Here is a 22,940-nt window from a genome sequence, read left to right on the forward strand (position 1 = left end):
AGGAATAAAAATTCATGTTGAATTTATTTCGTGAACAACCGCGTGCTTTTCACATGATTTTTATGTTGGAATTGTGGGAGAGATTTGGATTTTATACAGTCCAGGGCATTCTCACCCTCTATTTCATCCGATATTTAGGTTACAGCGATATGGTTTCTTACTATACGTTCGGAGCCTTTTCTGCCTTGGTTTACGGCATGGTTGTTATCGGCGGATATATGGGGGACAGAGTTCTTGGTACCAAAAGAACAATCGTGCTGGGGTTGGTTGTCCTGGTAGCGGGATATTTTTCTCTGGCATTTACTGATAAAGAGCATGTTTTTCTAGCCTTGGGATTGATTTGTGTGGGTAACGGTTTGTTTAAAGCAAATCCATCCAATTTACTTTCAAAATGTTATGAGGAGAATGACCCTCGTTTACATGGTGGATTCACCCTTTATTATATGGCTATTAATTTAGGCAGCATGGTTGCTTTGATTGCAGGACCTACCATTTCCAGTCGATATGGCTATTCCTATGCCTACTTCATCAGTGCTATAGGCCTGGTTTTGGGGCTCGCTAATTATTGGTTTCAACATCATCATGTTTCTCATATAAATACTGAAGCTGATATGCGTAAGATTACCCTTTGGCATTGGTTCTTAATCCTTATGGGAGTTTTACTGTTCACTGAGATAGCCGCTTATTTACTCCAACATGTGATGCTTGCCAAAAATTTGTTGTGGTGTATCACTATACTGGTCGTTGCAGCATATGGTTTGATGATGAGAAAAGAAAATCGAGCCACATTCATGAAAATGTTAGTCGCTCTTGCTTTAATGGTAGAGGCAGTCATATTCTTTACTTTATACCAACAAATGCCAACATCCCTCAATTTATTTGCAGTAAATAATGTGATTCCAAATGTTATGGGAATCACTTTTGATGCTCAAAGTTTTCAGGCACTTAACCCCATTTGGATTGTATTGATGAGCCCGGTTTTAGCTTATGTTTATGGCAAATTGCATCGAAAGGGAATCTTGTTTTCAATCCCTTACAAATTTGCGTTGGGAATGACTATGTGCGCCGTCAGCTTTTTAATGCTCTATTTTGCCCGTTATTTTTATACGGGAAATGGCATGGTATCTTCATGGTGGCTCATTTTTAGTTATTTATTTCAAAGTCTTGGTGAGTTACTGGTATCGGCTCTTGGGGTGGCTATGGTTGCCGAGCTGGTGCCTACGCAAATCGTTGGTTTTGTGATGGGCATGTGGTTTTTGACCTCTTCAGTCGCGGGATTTATCGGGGCTTACGTGGCTTCATATACCGCGCTTCCTGAGCATATTAAACCTGGTGTTGAGTCACTTTTTATTTATACTAATGTATTTGCCTGTATTGGTATCGTAACGTTCATAATCGCGTTGTTTATGTGGTTCCTATCACCACGTTTAAGCCGATATATTGCTACAAACAGCACAAGTTTGAAACATGAAATTGAATCAGTTGAATTTTCTACTACGTATATACCCAGCCACTAGAGGCGTGACAGTTCGCTCTCCACACACCTGACTTGCCGCGGATTTGTCCGCGGTATTCCGGTCGTTATACTTCTAAAAATAACAACTCAATAAAAGAACCCTATTCTATAGCCTGTATTGGGGCATATTAAATTCAAATTACGCCAATAAGTTGTTATTATACTGCTCACTTAATGTTTATTTAATTATAATTGGTTAAAATATCATCATTAGTGGGGTGTCACTTGAAGGCAATATCAATTAATACTACCTCTTATTAAAATTTCACATTTAAAAGAGTAAGGAGCGGGGATGGGGGTACAGGTTGAATTAAGTGAAAATTCTCAGAACTTAATGAAGGAATTTATAGCTTCTTATGGCCCTGAAGCGGTAAGCCCAGAGCATTTGGTTTCGCCAGTGGAGGCTGTACAATTGATTCGCTGGTTAGCTGATGAAATCAATATCCCTGAGACTATTTCTAAAAGTAATAAAGAAAAAATTGATTTTATCCTGGCTTCATTGCGAGCGGAATTATTAAAAGATTTGTTGGCTGCCATGCCTGGAACTAATTCCTACGTAAAAAAGATGGACCCTCCCGCCTCATCAAGTAATCAAAACAAATTTATTCTTTTGGCAATTGCCGGGACTTTATTAGCAGCCTGTGAAGGCTTTGATAGTATTGCCTCTTTAATGTCGGTATTATCATTTCCTTCTATAGCCATACTTGCTGTTGGCGTTGTTTTTTCTGCTTTATCAATTGTCGTTTTTTATGGATTTGATCTTGTCCAGGTATCTCAGAATTTAGGTGTAAAATTAAGAGATGCACCTAAATTATTAGATATCTATCTATCACAAATGGATGAGATTAAAGCGATTAGAAGAACAATCGAATCATATAACCTGGCACAATTGACCTCGCAAGAATTAGAAACTTATGAACTCACCATTTCCATGTTGCAAACGCGGTTAAAGGCTGTAGCACAGGCGAGTAAGCAATTTGAAAAAGCATTGAACAGCGAGAATATGAAAGTAGCCGAAACCGTTGTTTCCTGGGTGGCTGGGTTATTATTTTTTGGTAGTGGATATTTTGCAGGCCAATCAGTTGCTGTATTTGTTTTGAGTTTGTTTATGACCGCGGTGACACCTGCTTTTTTTCCGATTGTTTTGTTTGGTATAGGTATTGGTTTAGCTGCATTTTGTCTTTATTGGAATGTAGAACGTGTTGGTGTAAAAAAACTTATTAGTACCTGGTTTGGTCTTGACGAAGAAAATATTGAGAAATTATGTGATTCTGAAAACCTGGCAAATCAAGAGAGAAAACTGGAGAATTTACAGAAACATGTATCAAGTACCAAGGCTTTAATCACTGAGGTATCTGAATTGCAACAAAACAGGAGCAGTTCAGCACTTAAGGAAACCTGTAAACCCGAGGAATCCTCAAGTGCTAAAGAAGGTAAATCACCGGTCATTAAAACCAGTAATAATATTTACTCATTTCATCTTAACTCTTCAATACAGGAGAGTGACAATACTGAGATGGATTATGATAAAGCTTCTGGTTGTAGTCACAATTAGAGTCGAGGCGACCCAGACCATAATTGATGTTTGCTAAATGCAGCGGCATGTAGACTAATAATGAATTTCCCTGTAAATAATCAGGGTTTGTAGATAAGAAAAATTCATGCAGTTCATCTGTTTCATCAATCGTGAAATTGCTTTGACTTCTAAGGGGGACCAACGGAGAGTTAATCACCAGAGGATGAGAATTGGTTGCAACCCAACCGTACTGTTTCTTGAATGCATTAATCAGGTTAAGTATTTGCTCAGGAACTCTTTGAGACGGTTTGGGATAAATTGAATCACTCAGTTGATAAATAAAATCATAAGTTAGCGGATTATTTGCAAACGCCAGATAGATAATTTCTTCCTGAGGATTCTCCAGCTTTTCTTTTATTGCCTGAGTCAGACCTGCGCTCTCTATAGTTGGGCGTACTTTATAATGTGGACTAAGGTAAATATAAGCGGAGTAGACTATGGCTTGTTTTTTACTCAGATCAACACCTTGTCTGTAGGTACGTGAAAATCCTGCAATTTCCTGATTCATTCCGTAAAGTACGGTTACTTCACCATCAGTTTCAGGTTGTAAAATTAAACGCTCAAATTCATCATGATCAGCAAGGTGATACGACTTCGCAAGAAAACGATATAACTCATTACTTATTTGCACTGGCGTAGTATTCTGAGTTTCAACTACATAGGAATCAATTGCTATCACATCTTGAGTTTTCATTGTTCTCTCCATTGAACATCCCGACTCACTTTTTCGCATCAATTTATCCATAAATTAATTTTGGGCGAAGAGCGGATAAAAACTAACCAACTCTATTATTTATAGACCGAATTTGGGCGTTGTCAAATGTATGAAAACGTGTTTCAAATATTTAAAGTGTCTTTAACAAAGGGGATGGTAATTTTGCGATGAGCTGCCAGGGATGCATCGTCCAGACGATTAAGCAGTTGATGTAAATCATGCATATTACGCGAACAGCGGTTTAGTAGGAATTGCCCTACACTTTCAGGTAAATCAATTCCTCGTTTAAGGGCATGTAATTTAAGCGTATTAATTTTTTCTTCATCGCTTAATTCATTTAGTTGAATAACTAATCCCCAGGCAAGTCGGGAACGAAGATCGGCCAGATTAATAGTACTTTTTGCTGGTGGCAGATTTCCGGAAATGATCAATAATCCTTTTTCCATGTCTTTTATTCTATTATAAAGATGAAATAATGCCTCTTCCCAGGCGGAGTTATTTGCAATGGCATCTATATCATCAATACAAACTAAATCCTGCTCTTCCAGACCCTCTATCGTTTGCGGCCCCCAGTCTTTAAGAAGCGTCAAGGGAAGATACATTGCTGATTGTTTTAAATTGACGGATTGACAACAGGCTTGGAGCAGATGGGATTTTCCACTGCCTTTTGGTCCCCAGAGATAAAGTAATCGATCTTCTTTCAGGGTCAGCATATTTTTTAATTGTTGCTGTAATAGACCATTATTTGCCCAATTAAAATCGGCTAGAGTCGCTTCATCATTTAGTTTTATTGCTAAAGCCAATTGCTTGTTCATTGTGGTCGTTCTTTTTTGGGCCAGGCTTTCTTACCCCAGGTCCAGATATAATCAAGATAAGTGGTTGCTGTGGTAAAAGCGGTTAAGTAAATTAATACGTCAACTAAATAAAGAGAGAATTTAAAGTACGCTAATTCAAATAAGCATAAGGTAACCAGAATGAGTTGAAAGGTGGTATTAAATTTACTTAATAAAGTAGGTTCAAAATCAAGCTTGCGTTGAATGAACCAATACCAGGCAAGTACCCCCATGGAGATAGTAAAATCTCTAAGGAATACCAGGATTACTAACCACCAGGGTAAAGAGCCGATGAGCGCTAACGAGATAAAACTTGAGGCAACTAATAATTTATCAGCCAGGGGATCAACGAAGGAACCAAAAAAACTTTGCCAATTAAAATGGCGGGCTAGCCAACCGTCAAGCCCATCTGTAATACCGGCCAGGATAAATGTATAAAAAGCATTAACGTACTCATGATGATATAAATACATCAAAAATGGAACAATTAGCCCTAACCGAAACAATGTCAACGCATTGGGTATATGTTTTAGTATCATGTGTCATACGATAATTTTATTTACTCTCATTGATTTGCATGTTGAGAGTATGTATTGCGCCAAATATATATCCGCAATCCTGGATCACATATGGCAGTGGTACGAACTAGTTTATACAATACCGCTGCCTCTGTCACGTGATTGAGGAATGTATCTTGTATCCAGTGTTGATTTTGAGGACTCCTGACTTATTGAGAAGTCACGAGTCTTTTTCTTCGGTTCTGGATATAAAGAGGAAGATTATGTTCCCTTTTTGTCTATCGTCTATCAGTAATCCTTTAAAAGAGTGAAGGGATTCACCTCATGTACATTCGTATTTTTGTAGGAGTTGGAACTTAAACGCATGGTCAATGAACATTGATGCCGCCATGCCTCGTTTAATAAGAGTTGTTTTAGCCATTCTATTAAGTGAGGATTGAATTCCTGAACCAGTTCATTTAACAAAGAATGGATAACCTGATGTACGCAGCTCCATAATTGAATAACTGGAATCTGGCATGCTGTATTTAATGCCTCTATCCATAGTTTTATATTATTTTGCAGGGTGTTTTGAATAAAACGAGTACTTAACAAATTCAGATTCCCTGTATTAAGTCTCGTGTCGATTGGTAATCCTCTTTGTTCTTCAGCATTAAAGAATAAATGCTCTCCAATAACAATCTGTTCCAGATCTTTATAAATCAGTCCTTGTGGTGTGTTATCAGCAAAGATCACCAGAATATGATGGTGTTGTGCTTCAAGTATCACTCCATGTTTGAGCATGAGGTGTAAAGCACCAAATAAAATAGTACGACAATAGTTCGCTAAATAGTTCAACGGTTCTAGGCCGCTTTCTTTAATTATTTCGATAATTAGCGGCGTATTGGATAAGGGTGAGTTAGAAAATAAACTCGTTAAAGGTACCGCTTTTTGATGAGATTTTAAAAAATCGATGGGATTTTGACGTAGACTGGCGCTAAGTTTATTCTGGACATAGTCTGGTAGGGTATCGTCTTTAACTCCTATCGCTGATAGTTCGTCGGCTAAAAAAACCGTATTTTTATAGTGATAATTGGCCTTTAATAATGAATTGAGCCAGCGAAAGACTTCAGTATTCCGTGTCTTTAATGCAAATGAGTCTGCAGTGCTTGAATCGGATGTATTGAGCGTAGAGGTCAGGTTAATCAAGGCGCGCGGGCAATCCGGAGGTAACATGGCATCCAATGACATGGAAGGGATTAACGTCTGGTGATGTGGCAATAAAACTAATGATTTATTATCGATCAGTGCGGAGCATCTGGTTTGTAATTGATTGCGCCACTGCCAGGGATGTACAGGAAGTGGATAATAGTCCTCGGGATTTAAATGGTGAAGTAATACTCGCTCACGCCATAAAAGAAATTCCGTTGGAAACTCCCGTTTTATTAAATCATTAAATTTTAGTCCTTGGGCAGGAATAGACACTTTATTCTTATTTAATGCGCACCAGTGAATGCTGATTTTAGACTGAAATTCAGGTGAATTTTGTAATACTTCACGTCGTGATAATCCCGTTTTTGCTCGAAAGGCCGGTTGATAGGAGTTGCCTGTACAGCCCCATTGCTCAAGAAATAATAAGGTCTCATATGCCGTTTGGGTTTTATTCATCCAGGACCAAAGGCTGTGATAGCCATTTGCTTCATTTCGAATCTGGGTGTTCCAACACTGTTTATATGCCTGCGCCAGGGCATCATTGGCAATGGATTCATCCAGTTCATCACGAATAGTGTTCCATTGAAAAAACTGACTTGCGGGCAGTGTTTTCTTCAAACTCACCTGCAATTGGTCGATTAAATCATGGACATGGTGGGTGGCTATTGGAGCTTCTATTAATCCTTCTGCAAGAGCTGCATGCTGTAAGCGTTTTAATGCGTCTCGATGAGCAAGTGTAATATAATAATCGATCCTGTTTTGAGGCAAGCCAATACCAATTTCAAACAGTAGAAAACGTATTTGATGACTGAGTTCATGAAAGTTTCCATACGCCAGGGCCATTTGGTTCTCCAGAATTTATTACATACATATTAATATAAATGATAATCATTCTCATTTGCAAGTCATACTGGAATTATTTAATTTGCCTCGGAATTATTCCCTGGCGCGCCGAATTCAGGATAATAGAAATTAAAGTTTATGGATTGGCTTGAAGATGATAAAATTACCGGGTTATTGTTCCCAAGAGCCAGATTCATGAACTACAGACCAGATATCGATGGGTTAAGAGCTATTGCGATTTTGCTGGTCCTGGTTTACCACGGGGGCCTGGCATTTTTCCCTTCCGGATTTGTAGGGGTGGATGTATTTTTTGTTATTTCTGGATTTCTGATTACAAGTATAATCAATGGGTCCCTGAATAATCAGAATTTTTCTTTTATTGATTTTTATAATCGTAGATTATGGCGCCTTCAACCTGTTTTCGTGTGTCTCATAATATGTACTACGATTTTATCTTTGCTGTTTTTTTTACCGGAAGACTTAATACAATTCAGTCGAAGCGCACGTAAAACGTCTTTATTTATTTCCAATTTATTTTTTAATCATACGACGACAGGATATTTTTCACCCGATACTCACCAACTCCCATTATTGCATACCTGGTCACTTTCAATTGAATGGCAATGTTATTTGATTTTACCTATAGCCATGTTCTGTTTGCATCGCATGTTGAGCAATAGAAATATTATTCGAGCTGTTTTTTTGCTGACAGTTCTTTGTTTCCTGATTACGCTACGAAGTTCTCATAATATTCCCGCACAAACCTATTATTTATTCTCCAGTAGAATGTTTGAATTTTTATTGGGCTCTTGTATCGCTTTAATACCGTTGCATCGCGTCACATTGAATAAACACATCGTCTCAATCGCTGGAATACTATCCCTGGTTACTATTTTTTATATTGCCAGTCTTAATCAGATACTTCTTGGGTATCCTAATGGGTACGCCTTTTCGGTTTGTCTGGCAACCGGTTTTTTGATTGCCTTGGGTAAATATAATTCAGAGCATTTTTTGGTGAAAGCTCTTTCGGTAAAGCCCTTGGTTTTTATCGGTGTATTGTCCTATTCCTTGTATATCTGGCACTGGGTTGTATTTTCTTTTTTAAGGTATCAAGGCAATGCAGAGACGTTTCTGGTATTATTTTTAGCCTATCTGTTTACTTTTGTGTTAGGGTATTTATCATGGCGTTATATTGAAAAACCTGCCAGACGCTATCATCAGCTTCAGTTTCATTATACGGTGATCATTTTGTTGCTGATGCCCATCGCTTTTACTCATTTAAGTTCGGCGGTGATTAAAAATCACTCGGGATTTCCGCAGCGCTTTGATCAGGAATTGGTACATATTTATAAACAATTGGAGCAGTATAATAGTGCCCAAAGGCCGTTATGTATTAGTAATAAACGGACGGATTACGATAGCGTCTGCAAACTAGGCGCTAAAAATGTGGACAGTAAATCAGGCTTGATGATCGGTGATTCTTTTTCCAATCATTATTGGGGATTAATGGATACTTTAGGACAGGATGCCGGTATAACAATCCAGGCTGAGGGTACTTCCTCATGCATCACGTTACCGGGTATTTTTCTTTATGATTGGTGGACATTTAAAAACAGTGTGTATCAGGAATGTTTTGATCAGACACAAAAATATTATCGTATGATTCGCAACAATCATTATGACTATGTCATCATTGGGCAAGTCTGGAGCAATTATTTAACCGACAGCATCATCAATCAGATTGGGGACAAGCGTTCCGTGAGTCTTTCAAAACAGCGGTTTAAAGTTGCGTTAGATACCGCTTTAAAAGTGATAACGGATACAGGAGCCAAACCTGTTTTAATCAAATCGACAGCATTAATGCAAAATAATGCCTTAAGTTGTTTTTACAGTCACATCAAATTACATCAGACCTATAATCCTGAGATCTGTAATTTTAATTTATACACCTCAAGAAAAGATCTTTGGATTAATGTGGTTTTTGATGAAATGAAACTGAAGTACCCACAACTAATTGTGATTGATCCAAAAACGGTGCAATGCCCAAATAATCGATGCAAAGCGGATATTAATGGAATTCCGATCTATCGTGACGCAGGACACATTACTGATTATGCGTCCTATCAGTTCGGGAAGTTATATCTTCATGAATTAGGTAATCCATTAACCTGATTTATTTATGCTTTTCTTCATTTTTACGGTAAAGAATTACAGTATTGCCTATCATTTGTACTAATTCGGCGTGTAATTGATGACATAATTCATGCGCCATTTCCAAACGGTCTTCTTTTTCTGCGCCATTAATTTTAACTTTAATTAACTCATGCGATAGTAAGGCAATATTGGTTTCAGCAATAACAGCTTCAGTTAATCCCTTGGCTCCTAAAAGAATTACAGGTTTCAAATGATGAGCCTGTGCTTTAAGTGATTGTTTGAACGAAGTATCCACTATGATGTTCCTGATCGATAAAATGGCAAATTATTGCACGTTTTGCTGGGAAAAGGTAGTAAAATTCAGTATCATAGGGTAATTCGATATAATATTTGATGGTTATGAGTCGTACTAAAAGCAGTAAACGTTGGTTACAAGAGCATTTTGATGACGTTTATGTTAAAAAAGCACAGGCAGAGGGCTATAGAAGTCGGGCTGTTTATAAATTGAAAGAGGTTGATGAAAAGGAACTGCTTCTAAAGCCTGGAATGACCGTCGTTGATTTAGGCGCGGCACCGGGTGGCTGGACGCAGTACGTTTCTGAACGATTAAATGGTAAAGGTCATATTGTAGCTTTGGATATTTTACCTATGGATGCATTACCTGATGTGAACTTTATTCAGGGAGACTTTAGGGAAGATACAGTATTGCAGGAATTAATAAATTTAATTCCAGAACGTAGTGTGGACTTGTTATTATCAGATATGGCCCCAAATATGAGTGGAAGTACGGCAATAGATATTCCACGTGCCATGTATTTAGTAGAGCTGGCTTTTGATTTTGCAGAAAAAATGTTAAAACCGGGAGGCTCTATGTTGATTAAAATATTTCATGGTTCGGGGTTTGACGAATTAGTGAAACATGCGCGAGCATCTTTTGAGCGAGTGGTTATTCGTAAACCATCTGCTTCAAGATCTCGCTCAAAAGAAACCTATTTGCTGGCAAAGGGCTATAATTTATAGTAGCTTTATATATATCTCTCTTAAGGATAAAGATGCACCAATACAAGCAACTTGATTTACAAGGGTTATATAATCGTTCTCACAACAAAGCTGTAAGTAACTAACGAGGTTAATACTTTGAACGACATGGTTAAGAATTTATTTTTATGGCTGATTATAGCGATTGTCCTGGTCTCTGTTTTCAGTAATTTTGGTCCTCGAAACTCTGTTGCTGAGAAAGTTTCTTACAGCCAGTTTTTGAAAGAAGTCGATCAAGGCATGGTGAACTCAGTTACTATTGAGGATAACAAGATCATCAAAGGGATGACAAAAAATAATAAACGTTTTGTCACTTATATGCCGATGCAGGATAACGCCCTTTTAGGTGAGTTATTAAAAGGCAAAGTGGATGTCAGTGGACAAGAAAAACAACAAGAGAGTTTCCTCTTGCATCTGTTTATAAACTGGTTCCCCATGCTGCTTTTAATTGGTGTCTGGATATTCTTTATGCGACAAATGCAAGGCGGCGGCGGTCGCGGAGCTATGTCTTTCGGTAGATCACGCGCTCGGTTACTGGGCGAAGACCAGGTCAAAGTGACTTTTGCTGATGTGGCCGGTGTTGATGAAGCAAAAGAAGAAGTCAAGGAACTGGTTGACTTTTTACGTGATCCTACCAAATTCCAAAGTCTGGGGGGGCGAATACCTCGAGGCGTTTTATTGGTTGGTTCTCCTGGTACTGGTAAAACCTTATTGGCTAGGGCAGTAGCAGGTGAAGCTAAAGTACCTTTCTTTACCATATCGGGTTCCGATTTCGTGGAAATGTTTGTTGGTGTTGGCGCATCGCGTGTACGTGATATGTTTGAACAGGCCAAAAAGCATGCCCCTTGTATTATTTTCATCGATGAAATCGATGCGGTTGGACGACATAGAGGCGCAGGTCTTGGTGGTGGGCATGATGAGCGCGAACAAACTCTGAACCAACTTTTAGTGGAAATGGATGGCTTTGAAGGAAGTGAAGGAGTTATTGTTGTTGCAGCGACTAACCGTCCGGATGTACTCGATCCTGCTCTTTTGCGACCAGGACGATTTGATCGTCAGGTAGTTGTGCCTTTACCGGATATTAGAGGTCGTGAACAAATATTAAGAGTCCATTTGCAGAAAGTGCCTGTAGACAACGGTGTTGAAGTGATGGATATTGCCAGAGGTACTCCCGGTTTCTCAGGGGCTGATTTATCTAACCTGGTAAACGAAGCCGCATTATTTGCTGCGCGCGCAAACAAGCGCAAAGTGGGTATGATTGAGCTTGATAAAGCTAAAGATAAAATCATGATGGGTACTGAAAGACGCTCCATGGTGATGGATGATAATGAGAAAAAGCTGACTGCGTATCATGAAGCAGGACATGCCATAGTAGGCTTGTCAGTGCCTGAGCATGATCCTGTGTATAAGGTCTCTATTATTCCTCGAGGCAGGGCGTTGGGTGTGACGATGTTCTTGCCAGAACAGGATAGATACAGTCATAGTAAACGACGCCTGGAAAGTCAGCTATCCAGTTTATTTGGCGGACGTATTGCTGAAGAGCTTATTTTTGGCCTTGAAAGTGTCACTACTGGCGCATCAAATGACATCATGCGCTCTACTGAAATCGCTCGTAAAATGGTTACAACCTGGGGTCTGTCACCATTAGGGCCATTAACCTTCGGAGAAGAAGAGGAAGAAGTATTCTTAGGTCGATCAATGAATAAACATAAGGAAATGTCGGATCGAACTGCACAGCAAATTGATGATGAAGTCCGTGCTATTATCGATAGAAATTATCAAAGAGCGAAAGAAATTCTGGTTGCTAATATGGATAAGCTCCATCTGATGGCTGAGAGTTTAATTAAATATGAAACTATTGATGCGGATCAGATCAAAGAAATCATGACCGGAAAAGAACCTACACCCCCAGCTGGTTGGGGTGCATCCAAACCATTAGAAAAAGTAGAAGTAGTCAACGATACGCCTGTAAAACCAGTTAATGGTGAGACCATAGAAAATCCAGCTGAAGAGCATTGATTTGGTATGTTGAAGCTGTTAACAGAGAGACTCAGGTGACACCAGAACAATTTATTGGCTGGCTCGAAAAAAAAAGCCAGCCCAATTCACATGCTTATTTTCAAAAACCATTAATTATGGGGATACTGAATGTTACTTCAGACTCATTTTCTGATGGCGGAAACTATTTATCCATGGATAGAGCCTGTGAGCATGCATTTAATCTAATTGCTCAAGGCGCTGATATAATTGATATCGGAGGTGAGTCAACAAAACCGGGAGCAATATACGTTTCTCTTGATGAAGAATTATCAAGGGTAATACCCGTGATTGAACACATTAGAAAAAACTCTGATATTTGTATCTCAATTGATACCTATAAGCCTCAGGTAATGCATGCTGCAATCAGTGCTGGTGCTAATATTATCAATGATATTTACTCTCTAAGAAAAGAGGGGGCGCTTGCTATGGCTGCTCAACTGAATGTTCCTGTTTGTTTAATGCATATGCAGGGTGACCCTCAAAATATGCAAGACAATCCACATTATCCAGATGGGGTGATGGCAGAATTACAGCGGTTCTTCTTAGAACGTATTAATGCGTGCGAGAATGCAGGAATTGATAGAACACATTTAATTATAGATCCGGGTTTTGGTTTTGGTAAACGAGTACACAATAACCTTAATCTGATGAATCGATTAAATGAATTAACTCATTTAAACAGACCTGTTCTTCTGGGTGTTTCACGTAAAAGCACGATAGGAGCGGTTCTTGGAAAAGAAGTAAATCAGAGATTGCTCGGTAGTATCTCTCTTGCAGTATATGCCGCATTAAAAGGTGTAGGGATTTTAAGAACACATGATGTAGAAGAAACACAGCAAGCATTACTCATGATTGATGCAGTATGTCAGGCTGGTTAACAGAAATTATATTGAGTAAGGTGTGTTGATAATACCGATTCCGACGTTGTGGGACGTAGTAAATAAATTGATGAGTTGTCAACATAACCTAATTGGGATGAATTTAAAAAAGGTAGGTAAGGATGAGTCAGCGTAAATATTTTGGTACTGATGGCATACGAGGACACGTGGGCTTGTCAAGTATTAATCCTGAATTTGTTTTAAAACTGGGCTGGGCTGTTGGCCGTGTTCTCGCTAACGGTCATCGAAAGAAGGTGGTAATCGGTAAGGATACTCGCGTATCAGGATATATGCTGGAGTCCGCTCTCGAAGCAGGATTATCGGCTGCGGGCGTTGATGTTGCATTATTAGGGCCTATGCCAACTCCTGGAATTGCTTATCTGACGCAGACACTGAGAGCGAATGCAGGAATCGTCATTAGTGCTTCACATAATTTATTTGAAGATAATGGAATTAAGTTTTTCTCGGCTGATGGTGGAAAATTGCCAGACAGCGTGGAACTTTTAATTGAAGCAGAACTTGATAAGCAGCTGCAGACGGTACCTTCAGTTCATTTAGGTAAAGCAACCAGAATTAATGACGCAACTGGTCGATACATTGAGTTTTGTAAATCAACCATCCCCTCTATGTCCCGATTATCTGGATTAAAAATAGTTGTGGATTGTGCTAATGGAGCTACCTATCACATCGCTCCTAATGTTTTTGCCGAGTTGGGTGCTTCAGTTACTGCTATTGGGGATAAGCCAGATGGATTTAATATAAATCAGGATTGTGGCTCGACTTCACCCGAATTATTACAGAAAAAAGTGCTAAGTACAGGCGCTGATATTGGAATTGCATTAGATGGTGATGGAGACAGGCTGGTTTTAGTTGATGCTAAAGGTAATTTAATCGATGGTGATCAAATTCTTTATATTATTGCTAAAGATCGTCAGCAAAGAAGTGTATTGAATGGTGGTGTTGTTGGGACACTGATGAGTAATTACGGTTTGGAATTGGCTCTGTCAGCTTTGAATATCCCTTTCCTTCGTTCTAAAGTTGGTGATCGATACGTTCTGGAAGCATTGCGTGAAAATGAATGGAAGATTGGTGGCGAAACATCCGGGCATATCGTGTGTTTGGATAAGACAACAACTGGAGATGGAATAGTAGCAGCCCTTCAGGTACTATCAATTATGATGAAGCAAGATAAAACTTTAGAGCAATTGACTCAGGGTATTACCCTGTTGCCTCAATCATTAGTTAATTTGAAGACCGATCATGCTGCGCTGTTGGCATCAAATCCACAGGTAATAAAAGCAGTTCAAACTCTTGAAAGCAGTTTGAAAGGTGAAGGCCGAGTTTTATTAAGGCCCTCAGGCACTGAACCATTACTCAGAGTAATGGTTGAGGGCGCTGATGAGTCGATTGTAAAGCAACAAGCTCAAAAATTATGCGACGACATCAGCCTTATCGATCGTGAACTCAATAGTTCTAAAACTCCTGTCTAAGGAGTATTCATTGGAAGCAGATCATGAATAAGACCATCTGCTTCCTTAATTAATCGATGTGATTTGGTATTAAACAAACAGGGCCTTTTTGAATATTCATATTCAGGTTGGTTTTGAATTTTACCTAAAATTAATCTACAAAGATCCTCTAAAAATTCCCAGACTTTTATAAACCCTCTATGACGTTTTAATGGTTCGTACCGTGGATCGGTCGCCAAAGAGGGTATTTGTTCTGCTGTAATGGTACGATTGGGTAGTTTTGCATAAAGTTGAACCATATGAACTGAACGTACTGCCTGTAAAAATAATTCAGCTTCGATAGGGTGTTCTTTTTTTAATGTTGCATAATGTTCATAATGCTTTTTTAACTCTTTTGGGCAATCCATCATGGTGTCCGCTTCATTATATGGTTCATCTGTAATGAGTAATGATGGTTTCAAGGCAAGTAAAGGGCCAATATCTTGGGTTGGCTTAGGACATAGACGCATATAAGCTCTAATCACATCAGAATTATCTTTATGTTCAATTTCAAATAGAATGTCGCGTACAATATGAGCTGCTTTGTAACAATATAATTCACTAGAGAGCTCTTTTCTTAACTTATTATAAACTTCGGTATACCAATTTTGGATGTCAGCAGGGAATTTATTCAGATAACCAACGATTTCGTGATGCCATTTGACGGTATTCAGGAGATTTTGCTTCTGTGGAGTAGAACTGTCTTGCTCATCGTTTAATGAATCATCATCTGAGTTGCTGGTGTCTTCTGATGTACTGGGAGTAGTGAGTTCATGCTCAGAACTCGGGCTTGATTGAGCTGTTATTGTAGGCTCTGTTAATAATAATGTGCTGGAATTTTTCGTTCCAAATAAGTGTTCAAGATTGTCAGCGACATTATCTATCGGAGCAATTGGTTTAGGGGCAATAATTTGGTGCTGCGTTGGGAGCAGGTGTTCTGTTGGCTCCGGATTATGTTCAAATGCATCAGTGCTATGGATCAACAAATCAGTTGTTTCTATAACAGAAGGCTCAGTTGAGAAGTAAGTCGAACGGTCTGGATTAGAGCTAGGAGGTACTTCGCTCTCTACGATGGAGAGCTGAACAGGGTCATTATCCTGGAGCGAATGATCGCTTTCACTTGATAGTTCGATATAATCTTGATCCTCATCGGAATGAGAAGATGATTCTGAATCTTCAGTTGAATAGGAGGAATAAGATGAGGAATCGTGTTCTACCTCATCAGTATCCAATTCTGGGTACTGTAACGCCTGTACTAACTGGTCAGTCTTTTGGTGTTGCGGCTCTGATAGCGGTGTTTCAATTAATTTCTGTTGTGCCTCTAATGTAACCAATGGACTAATTGAAGATAAATCAGAAGAAACAGCGGGCTGTTTCAATTCGAGATGAGTAGGAACTTCTTCGTTTAATTTTGAAGTATCAACAGGTTCAGAATCAACTTCTGGCAATTCCTCAGTATTTGGTATGGCAAGTGTTGGCATTGGCAACTGAGCAAGTTGTCTCAATTTTAGGTTAATAGTTTCATTTAGAATCTTAAGATGATTCGAAATCGTCTCAAGTACTCGTGGTTTAGGAGGTTTTACTAATTGGGCTTTCAGATGCTTTTGTGAATCGATAACCTGGATAAGCTGGTCAGCGAGTTTGTCATATTCCATAGTGTCGTGAAGATACGATTTACATGAGTTAATAAGTTCTTGATATTTTGCCTTGAGTTCTGTTTGAGCGCTAAAGGTATGTTCCTCGTTACTAGCGTCTTGTAGACTGGGCAGTAGGTTATCTTGATCAGGCATTAAATTATATTCAGCTCTTAATGTATTAATCTCAGTCAATATAAGAAGTAATTCATTAAGTTTATTTAACGCGGTTGATTTTTTTTCAAGGGTATTCGAAATAACTGGAATATTGAGGATCAAAGTCTCCAAAAAATGCATTTCCGGTGAATCTTCATTCAGATCCATAGTTGCTGAATAGGATGGAAGATTAAATAAAAGCTGCAAGGTTTCAGCAATTAATTGAGTCGGATCAAGTTTGATATCTGATGTGGTTGCTGGATCATGAAGCTGAGTCGCATCAGTATTTTGAGTGCCAGGTTCAGTTGCTATTATGGGAATTGGCGTTTTATCTTTTTCGGTATTAAGTGCGGCAACGCTCTTTTCAATGTTATGTTGTTTGATTTCCAGCTCATGTTTTTGCGTCAGTAATTCTAAAAATGCAACAGAACGTGAGATGGTCTGTTGTTCTTCATCATGTTTTTTATTGCCATCCTGATTCGTTATATAGTTTAGACCCCAGGAAGTCCAGGCGATAGGATCAATATAAGATAATATGCCGTCCAATTTGTTGCGGTAAGAATTGATTAAGACATGTGTATCAGAACTGGAAGTAAACTCCTGAGTTAATCGCTCTTTAATTGTCAAATCTAAAGGGTTTTCAGCTATCTTGCGCTCAATCTCATTTTGGAGTTCGGACAATTCTTTACTTTCTTGTTTTAGTTCGCCAATTCGAATCGGCAGGTGATCATTCGATAATTGTTCAGAGAACTGTTTTTGATAAACAAGAGCTTTTCTCTGCATTGATGTGAATAGTTCTTTTTCTGATGAAACTGTGTCAATCATTCCTTGCAATCGCTGTGTCGATAATTCTTGAGTGCAGTGTATATCTAATCCTAGAAGTTCAGAGGCTATGGCATCAAATTTGTTTTTATTAATGACCAGTTTTGCTTTGGCCAGGCGAGTATCAATGTCTGTGCAAGTGCTGGTCAGCTTTATGGAAAATTCAGCTATCTTTTTTTGCATGTCGTCGCCATTTTTTGTATCGATTACAGCCAATGGGTCTGCAGCTAATGCGAATTCATTGGCTTTAATTTCTAATTCATTGTAAATGGGTACTAATTTACTTTTAAGTTGCTTGATATTGTTCTGCAGTTCCTGGATTTGGTATTGATAAGCTTCAATTTGCTGAGTTAAATCAGTATGATTTTTAATTTTGAGTTCAAGTTCGGTTAATTGGCTGTTATATTTGAATTGTTCATCAGTAAGTTGTTTCAATCGGACTAATAAATTGAAATGTTCAGCGAACTCTGTTGATGGCTTTCCCATATCTAATGGAGTCTTATCTAAAAGTTCTTTTAAAGTCATTGGGGGTTTTAAAGCAGAAATTTCATTCAATAATTGCAGTATGATCTCATTCATTGGTATACCCTCCTTGTACAGTCAATAGGATTCTATCGAAATAACAGGACTAAGCAAGTACCAAATCCATATTTTATGTAAAAAAAGTAGATAGACAATACTGAAAAAAAACACCTAATAGTGCTACACATCTGAGTCAAGTTTGGGTATAGTCCAACCCTGTAATAGGGAGGGGCTATGAGACGTAAAATGGTTGCTGGAAATTGGAAAATGAATGGTCGTCTGGATCAGGTGATTCACTTGACTAACCAATTAAAGGAACAAATTGAATCTGATTCTAAAACACAGACAGTAATCATGCCTCCAATTATTTACCTACCTTTAGTTAAAGAGATATTAGGTGGATCCACGATAGAAACAGGCGCCCAAAATGTATATCCAAAGGATTATGGCGCATATACTGGTGAATTATCAGCACCTATGTTAAAAGATTTCGGTTGCCGGTATGTTTTAGTGGGGCACTCCGAACGAAGACACTATTTTAATGAAGATGAAAATTTTGTCGCACAAAAATTCCACCATGTAAAAGAACATGGTATGATACCTGTTCTTTGTGTAGGTGAGACGCTTATTGAGCGTGAAAAAGGACAAACAGAGCAAGTAATTGCCAGTCAATTGCGCGCAGTAAGTGAAAACAACAAAAATTGTTTTGCAAATTGTGTCGTTGCTTATGAACCTGTTTGGGCTATAGGCACGGGTAACACGGCAACACCAGAACAGGCACAAGAAGTACATCAGTTTATAAGAGGACTGATTGCAGATGTAAATAATAGTGATGCTGAGCGTTTAACACTTCTCTATGGAGGCAGTGTGAACGAAAATAATGCCAGGGCATTATTTGCCATGCCAGATATTGATGGTGGTTTGGTAGGGGGCGCATCGTTGAACGCTAAACAGTTTGTGGAAATTGTGAAATGTATCAATTGATATTAATGATTCATGTAGTAGTTGCTGTAGTCTTAATAGGCTTAGTACTTATACAACATGGTAAAGGCGCCGATATCGGCGCGGCTTTTGGTTCTGGCGCATCAAATACTCTATTTGGTAGTCAGGGAACCGGGGGCTTTTTATTTAAATTAACCGGTGGTTTGGCGATGGCATTTTTTGTCACCAGCTTGATGTTATCTTATTTGGTTTCTACTCAATACCAAAAGGCAGAGCAGCAAGCTATACCTCAACAGACTAATGTACCAGTAAGCTCAGTTCCAGTACCGGTTGATAATGGTAAAGATGTAAAAAAATAAAAAATATAATGTTCCATGATGTCGTCCTGGACAAATTATGGAAGTTCGTTGATTGAGCCAGACTTTAATACTGTAGTTAAGTATTGTGCTTAAACAAACGAATTTTCACCAAATTAAGGATGAAGTCGTGGATGGTTTGAAAAGACATGCCGAAGTGGTGGAATTGGTAGACACGCCGTCTTGAGGGGGCGGTGGCGTAAGCCGTGCCGGTTCGAGTCCGGCCTTCGGCACCATTTATAATCCGAGCAAGGTGAACTGATGCTATCTCAATATTTACCCGTTCTCGTTTTTATTATCGTGGGCTTACTCTTAGGTCTGGCGATGATAGGCGCTGGCTCCTTGTTTTCAAAGAGCAGTCCTGACGAAGCCAAGAACGCGCCATATGAATGTGGTTTTGGCGCATTTGAAAGTTCGCATATTCCCTTTGATGTGCGTTTTTATTTGGTTGCGATACTGTTTATCATATTCGATTTAGAAACAGCCTTCTTCTTTCCCTGGGCTTTAGCGCTTCGCAAGATTGGGTGGTTTGGCTTTTTAGGTATGATGTTATTTCTTGGCTTATTAGTTATTGGATTTATATACGAATGGAAACGAGGCGCATTAGAGTGGGAATAGCTTTGCCTCGTTAAAAGTGTCAAAGAATTATTGGGTTTAATATTAATATTTAACTGCTTAGAGGCTAGCTATGGCGGTTGCAGAATTGCAAAAAAATGGCTTTATAACGACTTCGGTCGATAAACTTGTCGGATGGGCCCGCAGTGGTTCTATGTGGCCTATGACTTTTGGTTTGGCATGTTGCGCTGTTGAGATGATGCATGTGGGTGCTGCACGTTATGACCTTGACCGATTTGGGATAATATTTAGACCAAGTCCACGTCAATCGGATGTAATGATTGTTGCAGGTACCCTATGCAATAAAATGGCTCCTGCGTTACGTAAAGTATACGATCAAATGGCTGAGCCACGCTGGGTCATATCTATGGGGTCATGTGCTAATGGCGGTGGATATTATCATTACTCTTATTCAGTAGTCCGTGGATGCGATCGAATTGTACCGGTAGATGTTTATGTGCCTGGTTGTCCTCCAACCGCCGAAGCACTTCTCTATGGCATAATTCAATTACAGAACAAAATCAGACGGAAAAAAATAATAGAAGCTTAAGATCATCAAAGGTGCAGATTAGATGACTAAAAACGATTTTTTGGTTGAACAGCTCAATGCTGAATTAGCAGGTCACATTAGCGATATGATTGTTGCTAATAATGAAGTGACTATAGAATGTGATGCGAATAATTTATTACCCATAATGCTTGAGTTGCGTGATAGAGAATCATTTTCTTTTGATCAGCTTATTGATCTTTGCGGTGTTGATTATTTACTCTATGGGGAATATGACTGGGAGACTGATTCTGCTACAGAAAATGGATTTTCACGAGGTGTAGAACGTCAAGAGGCCAAAGCGTATGCGCTGGATAAACCCCGATTTGCCGTAGTGTACCACCTGCTTTCAACTAAAAAAAATCACCGTCTACGAGTCAGACTATTTATAGATGAAGCGCATTTAATAGTTCCATCCGTACATCATTTTTGGAAAGGCGCAAATTGGTTTGAACGTGAAGCATATGATTTGTTTGGGATTCTCTTTGAAGGTCATCCTGATTTAAGACGCATACTGACTGATTATGGATTTATTGGACATCCTTTCCGCAAAGATTTTCCTCTCAGTGGTCATGTGGAAATGCGCTATGATGCAAAACTGGAAAAAGTAATTTATACACCGGTAGATATAGTACCCAGAATTGGGGTGCCTAAAGTCATACGTAATGATAATCGTTACACTGGTAATGAGGGTGATGGCAAATGATTGAATTAAAGAATTACACTTTAAATTTTGGTCCTCAACACCCCGCGGCGCATGGTGTTTTGCGTTTGGTACTTGAACTAGAAGGTGAAACTATAGTTCGTGCTGATCCTCATATCGGTTTACTGCATAGAGCTACTGAAAAACTTGCTGAGACAAAACCATACCTGCAAAGTATTGGTTATATGGATCGCCTCGATTACGTATCCATGATGTGTAATGAACATGCATACGTTAGAGCAATAGAAAAATTATTAGGTATAGAAGCTCCTATACGCGCTCAATATATTCGAACCATGTTTGATGAGGTCACTCGCATACTGAATCATTTACTATGGGTTGGCGCGATAGCGATTGACCTTGGAGCAATGACTGTGTTCCTTTATTGTTTCAGGGAGCGTGAAGATCTGTTCGATTGTTATGAGGCGGTTTCCGGAGCGCGCATGCACGCTACGTATTACCGACCAGGTGGCGTAGCACGAGATTTGCCTGATACCATGCCGCAATACAAACCATCACGTTGGCATAGCGAGCGTGAAGTAGAAAAAATGAATCAGAATAGAGAAGGCAGTCTGCTCGACTTTCTTTGGGCATTTACCGAACGTTTCCCTCATTGTGTCGATGAGTATGAAACCCTTCTGACCGATAATAGGATTTGGAAACAACGTACAGTTGATATTGGAATAGTATCTCCAGAGAACGCCTTGCAATGGGGTTTTACTGGTCCAATGCTTAGAGGTTCGGGTATTGCCTGGGATTTACGCAAAAAGCAAAGCTACGCAGCTTACGATAAGGTTGAATTTGATATTCCAGTGGGTAAGACTGGTGACTGTTATGATCGTTATCTGGTACGTATTGAGGAATTAAGACAATCCAATCGAATTATCAGACAATGCATTGACTGGCTAAGAAAACATCCAGGACCTGTTAAAATTGACGATCATAAAATCACACCTCCTCGTCGTGTTGAAATGAAACATGATATGGAAGCGTTAATTCACCATTTCAAATTATTCACTGAGGGGTTTTGTTTGCCGCGAGGTGAAGTCTACTCTGCTGTTGAAGCTCCTAAAGGTGAGTTTGGTATCTATATGGTTTCTGATGGTGCTAATAAACCGTACCGTATGAAAATACGTGCACCGGGATTCGCTCATTTATCCAGTTTTGATGAAATGGTAAGAGGGCATATGCTTGCTGATGGCGTTGCTGTTCTTGCAAGCCAGGATATAGTATTTGGTGAGATAGATCGCTAATTGAGTTCCAGTACCTGCCTATACAATGGCAGTGTAAAAACAAACAAGATAAAGGTTTAGAAATGTCTGATACTTCAGAAAAAATATTACATCAATTTATGCCGTCGAAACGAATGCATGAAATTAATGACTGGATAGCAAAATATCCAGCTGATCAGAAGCAATCTGCAGTGATGAGTACGTTACGTATAGTCCAGGAAGAACATGGACATCTCACACCAGAACTAATGGATGCAGTAGCTGAGTATCTTGATATGGCTCCTATTGCAGTATATGAAGTGGCAAGTTTTTACACTATGTATGAACATAAGCCTGTGGGTAAGCATTTGGTTAATGTCTGCACCAATATTTCATGTTTGCTACGAGATTCTGCTGGTGTAGTGGAGCATTTAGAAAAAAAATTGGGTATTAAGCTAGGTGAAACAACCGACGATGGTCGTTTTACATTAAGGTCAGTGGAGTGTTTGGGAGCCTGTGTTAATGCACCAATGATGCAGGTAGATAAAGATTATCATGAAAATCTGACTGCCGAATCAATCGATGCAGTGTTGGAACAATACCAATAAAAGATAGAGGTGCT

At 39.1% G+C, this 22,940-nt stretch carries 20 protein-coding genes and 1 tRNA gene; 15 read left to right on the plus strand and 6 right to left on the minus strand.

All coding sequences use genetic code 11. The annotated features are described in order from the left end of the window. Window positions 1–14: 14 nt before the first annotated feature. On the plus strand, window positions 15–1,517 hold the full coding sequence (locus tag IZU94_RS17765) for an oligopeptide:H+ symporter (protein WP_203113784.1): 1,503 nt from the start codon (window positions 15–17) through the stop codon (window positions 1,515–1,517). A 291-nt stretch (window positions 1,518–1,808) separates the two neighbouring features. Further along, complete coding sequence (locus IZU94_RS17770; protein ID WP_203113785.1) at window positions 1,809–3,071, plus strand: TraB/GumN family protein; 1,263 nt, start codon at window positions 1,809–1,811, stop codon at window positions 3,069–3,071. Here the strand turns inward: IZU94_RS17770 and IZU94_RS17775 are convergent. The 4 genes from IZU94_RS17775 to IZU94_RS17790 form a co-directional block, all read right to left on the minus strand. Next, the gene (locus tag IZU94_RS17775) at window positions 2,998–3,786 is read right to left on the minus strand and encodes a hypothetical protein (protein WP_203113786.1); all 789 of its coding nucleotides are present in this window, start codon (window positions 3,784–3,786) and stop codon (window positions 2,998–3,000) included. The two genes, IZU94_RS17770 and IZU94_RS17775, sit on opposite strands and share 74 nt — an antisense overlap. Before the next feature lie 143 nt (window positions 3,787–3,929). After that, window positions 3,930–4,622: a DnaA regulatory inactivator Hda gene (hda, locus tag IZU94_RS17780; RefSeq protein WP_203113787.1), complete on the minus strand. Its 693-nt coding sequence runs from the start codon at window positions 4,620–4,622 to the stop codon at window positions 3,930–3,932. Beyond that, the gene (locus tag IZU94_RS17785; RefSeq protein WP_203113788.1) at window positions 4,619–5,179 is read right to left on the minus strand and encodes a CDP-alcohol phosphatidyltransferase family protein; all 561 of its coding nucleotides are present in this window, start codon (window positions 5,177–5,179) and stop codon (window positions 4,619–4,621) included. Before IZU94_RS17785 ends, hda begins: the two co-directional genes overlap by 4 nt. A gap of 267 nt (window positions 5,180–5,446) precedes the next feature. Then, window positions 5,447–7,192 carry an IucA/IucC family protein gene (locus IZU94_RS17790; RefSeq protein WP_203113789.1) on the minus strand — a complete coding sequence of 582 codons (1,746 nt, stop codon included), beginning with the start codon at window positions 7,190–7,192 and terminating at the stop codon, window positions 5,447–5,449. Window positions 7,193–7,387: 195 nt separating this feature from the next. On the opposite strand from IZU94_RS17790, the gene IZU94_RS17795 reads away from it, so the two are divergent. Then, window positions 7,388–9,364 carry an acyltransferase family protein gene (locus tag IZU94_RS17795; protein ID WP_203113845.1) on the plus strand — a complete coding sequence of 659 codons (1,977 nt, stop codon included), beginning with the start codon at window positions 7,388–7,390 and terminating at the stop codon, window positions 9,362–9,364. 1 nt (window position 9,365) lies between these two features. Here the strand turns inward: IZU94_RS17795 and yhbY are convergent, their stop codons facing one another. Continuing rightward, entirely contained in the window at window positions 9,366–9,641 is a 276-nt protein-coding gene (yhbY, locus tag IZU94_RS17800) for a ribosome assembly RNA-binding protein YhbY (RefSeq protein ID WP_058473829.1), read from the minus strand. A 104-nt stretch (window positions 9,642–9,745) separates the two neighbouring features. Between yhbY and rlmE the strand changes: the two genes are divergently transcribed. The 4 genes from rlmE (at window position 9,746) to glmM (ending at window position 14,792) form a co-directional block, all read left to right on the plus strand. Beyond that, a complete protein-coding gene (gene rlmE, locus IZU94_RS17805; protein WP_203113790.1) occupies window positions 9,746–10,366 on the plus strand; it encodes a 23S rRNA (uridine(2552)-2'-O)-methyltransferase RlmE in 621 nt (206 codons plus the stop codon). Between the two features lie 126 nt (window positions 10,367–10,492). Further along, window positions 10,493–12,403: an ATP-dependent zinc metalloprotease FtsH gene (gene ftsH / locus IZU94_RS17810; RefSeq protein ID WP_203113791.1), complete on the plus strand. Its 1,911-nt coding sequence runs from the start codon at window positions 10,493–10,495 to the stop codon at window positions 12,401–12,403. A 35-nt stretch (window positions 12,404–12,438) separates the two neighbouring features. Further along, a complete protein-coding gene (gene folP / locus IZU94_RS17815) occupies window positions 12,439–13,302 on the plus strand; it encodes a dihydropteroate synthase (RefSeq protein ID WP_203113792.1) in 864 nt (287 codons plus the stop codon). A gap of 122 nt (window positions 13,303–13,424) precedes the next feature. Then, window positions 13,425–14,792 carry a phosphoglucosamine mutase gene (gene glmM / locus IZU94_RS17820; protein WP_203113793.1) on the plus strand — a complete coding sequence of 456 codons (1,368 nt, stop codon included), beginning with the start codon at window positions 13,425–13,427 and terminating at the stop codon, window positions 14,790–14,792. Here the strand turns inward: glmM and IZU94_RS17825 are convergent. Next, entirely contained in the window at window positions 14,789–18,001 is a 3,213-nt protein-coding gene (locus tag IZU94_RS17825) for a hypothetical protein (protein ID WP_203113794.1), read from the minus strand. The genes glmM and IZU94_RS17825 overlap by 4 nt on opposite strands. Before the next feature lie 177 nt (window positions 18,002–18,178). Here IZU94_RS17825 and tpiA point away from each other — a divergent pair, with 177 nt between their 5' ends. From tpiA to nuoE, 8 genes are all read left to right on the plus strand, one after another. Continuing rightward, a complete protein-coding gene (gene tpiA / locus IZU94_RS17830) occupies window positions 18,179–18,928 on the plus strand; it encodes a triose-phosphate isomerase (protein ID WP_203113795.1) in 750 nt (249 codons plus the stop codon). After that, complete coding sequence (secG, locus tag IZU94_RS17835) at window positions 18,916–19,245, plus strand: preprotein translocase subunit SecG (protein WP_203113796.1); 330 nt, start codon at window positions 18,916–18,918, stop codon at window positions 19,243–19,245. Before tpiA ends, secG begins: the two co-directional genes overlap by 13 nt. 148 nt (window positions 19,246–19,393) lie before the next feature. Further along, window positions 19,394–19,478 (plus strand) — tRNA-Leu (locus IZU94_RS17840). Between the two features lie 25 nt (window positions 19,479–19,503). Then, entirely contained in the window at window positions 19,504–19,860 is a 357-nt protein-coding gene (gene ndhC, locus IZU94_RS17845; protein WP_058473822.1) for an NADH-quinone oxidoreductase subunit A, read from the plus strand. 70 nt (window positions 19,861–19,930) lie between these two features. After that, window positions 19,931–20,407 carry a NuoB/complex I 20 kDa subunit family protein gene (locus IZU94_RS17850; protein WP_058473821.1) on the plus strand — a complete coding sequence of 159 codons (477 nt, stop codon included), beginning with the start codon at window positions 19,931–19,933 and terminating at the stop codon, window positions 20,405–20,407. Between the two features lie 22 nt (window positions 20,408–20,429). Then, window positions 20,430–21,110, plus strand: a complete 681-nt coding sequence (locus IZU94_RS17855) for an NADH-quinone oxidoreductase subunit C (RefSeq protein WP_203113797.1) — start codon at window positions 20,430–20,432, stop codon at window positions 21,108–21,110. Next, complete coding sequence (locus tag IZU94_RS17860) at window positions 21,107–22,360, plus strand: NADH-quinone oxidoreductase subunit D (protein ID WP_203113798.1); 1,254 nt, start codon at window positions 21,107–21,109, stop codon at window positions 22,358–22,360. The genes IZU94_RS17855 and IZU94_RS17860 overlap by 4 nt, the downstream gene beginning before the upstream one ends. 62 nt (window positions 22,361–22,422) lie before the next feature. Beyond that, the gene (gene nuoE, locus IZU94_RS17865) at window positions 22,423–22,926 is read left to right on the plus strand and encodes an NADH-quinone oxidoreductase subunit NuoE (RefSeq protein ID WP_203113799.1); all 504 of its coding nucleotides are present in this window, start codon (window positions 22,423–22,425) and stop codon (window positions 22,924–22,926) included. Window positions 22,927–22,940: the final 14 nt, after the last annotated feature.

It is taken from the genome of Legionella bononiensis (assembly GCF_016786215.1).
GTDB classification, from domain to species: domain Bacteria; phylum Pseudomonadota; class Gammaproteobacteria; order Legionellales; family Legionellaceae; genus Legionella; species Legionella bononiensis.

Bases quoted from the DNA above. Each gene is read 5' to 3' on its own strand.
- IZU94_RS17770 (WP_203113785.1), top strand. From the start codon at position 1,809: ATGGGGGTACAGGTTGAATTAAGTGAAAATTCTCAGAACTTAATGAAG.
- tpiA (WP_203113795.1), top strand. From the start codon at position 18,179: ATGAGACGTAAAATGGTTGCTGGAAATTGGAAAATGAATGGTCGTCTG.
- IZU94_RS17790 (WP_203113789.1), bottom strand. From the start codon at position 7,192: ATGGCCCTGGCGTATGGAAACTTTCATGAACTCAGTCATCAAATACGT.
- IZU94_RS17855 (WP_203113797.1), top strand. From the start codon at position 20,430: ATGACTAAAAACGATTTTTTGGTTGAACAGCTCAATGCTGAATTAGCA.
- IZU94_RS17765 (WP_203113784.1), top strand. From the start codon at position 15: ATGTTGAATTTATTTCGTGAACAACCGCGTGCTTTTCACATGATTTTT.
- IZU94_RS17795 (WP_203113845.1), top strand. From the start codon at position 7,388: ATGAACTACAGACCAGATATCGATGGGTTAAGAGCTATTGCGATTTTG.
- glmM (WP_203113793.1), top strand. From the start codon at position 13,425: ATGAGTCAGCGTAAATATTTTGGTACTGATGGCATACGAGGACACGTG.
- IZU94_RS17825 (WP_203113794.1), bottom strand. From the start codon at position 18,001: ATGAATGAGATCATACTGCAATTATTGAATGAAATTTCTGCTTTAAAA.
- nuoE (WP_203113799.1), top strand. From the start codon at position 22,423: ATGTCTGATACTTCAGAAAAAATATTACATCAATTTATGCCGTCGAAA.
- IZU94_RS17860 (WP_203113798.1), top strand. From the start codon at position 21,107: ATGATTGAATTAAAGAATTACACTTTAAATTTTGGTCCTCAACACCCC.
- IZU94_RS17785 (WP_203113788.1), bottom strand. From the start codon at position 5,179: ATGATACTAAAACATATACCCAATGCGTTGACATTGTTTCGGTTAGGG.
- ftsH (WP_203113791.1), top strand. From the start codon at position 10,493: ATGGTTAAGAATTTATTTTTATGGCTGATTATAGCGATTGTCCTGGTC.
- IZU94_RS17850 (WP_058473821.1), top strand. From the start codon at position 19,931: ATGGCGGTTGCAGAATTGCAAAAAAATGGCTTTATAACGACTTCGGTC.
- hda (WP_203113787.1), bottom strand. From the start codon at position 4,622: ATGAACAAGCAATTGGCTTTAGCAATAAAACTAAATGATGAAGCGACT.
- secG (WP_203113796.1), top strand. From the start codon at position 18,916: ATGTATCAATTGATATTAATGATTCATGTAGTAGTTGCTGTAGTCTTA.
- rlmE (WP_203113790.1), top strand. From the start codon at position 9,746: ATGAGTCGTACTAAAAGCAGTAAACGTTGGTTACAAGAGCATTTTGAT.
- IZU94_RS17775 (WP_203113786.1), bottom strand. From the start codon at position 3,786: ATGAAAACTCAAGATGTGATAGCAATTGATTCCTATGTAGTTGAAACT.
- ndhC (WP_058473822.1), top strand. From the start codon at position 19,504: ATGCTATCTCAATATTTACCCGTTCTCGTTTTTATTATCGTGGGCTTA.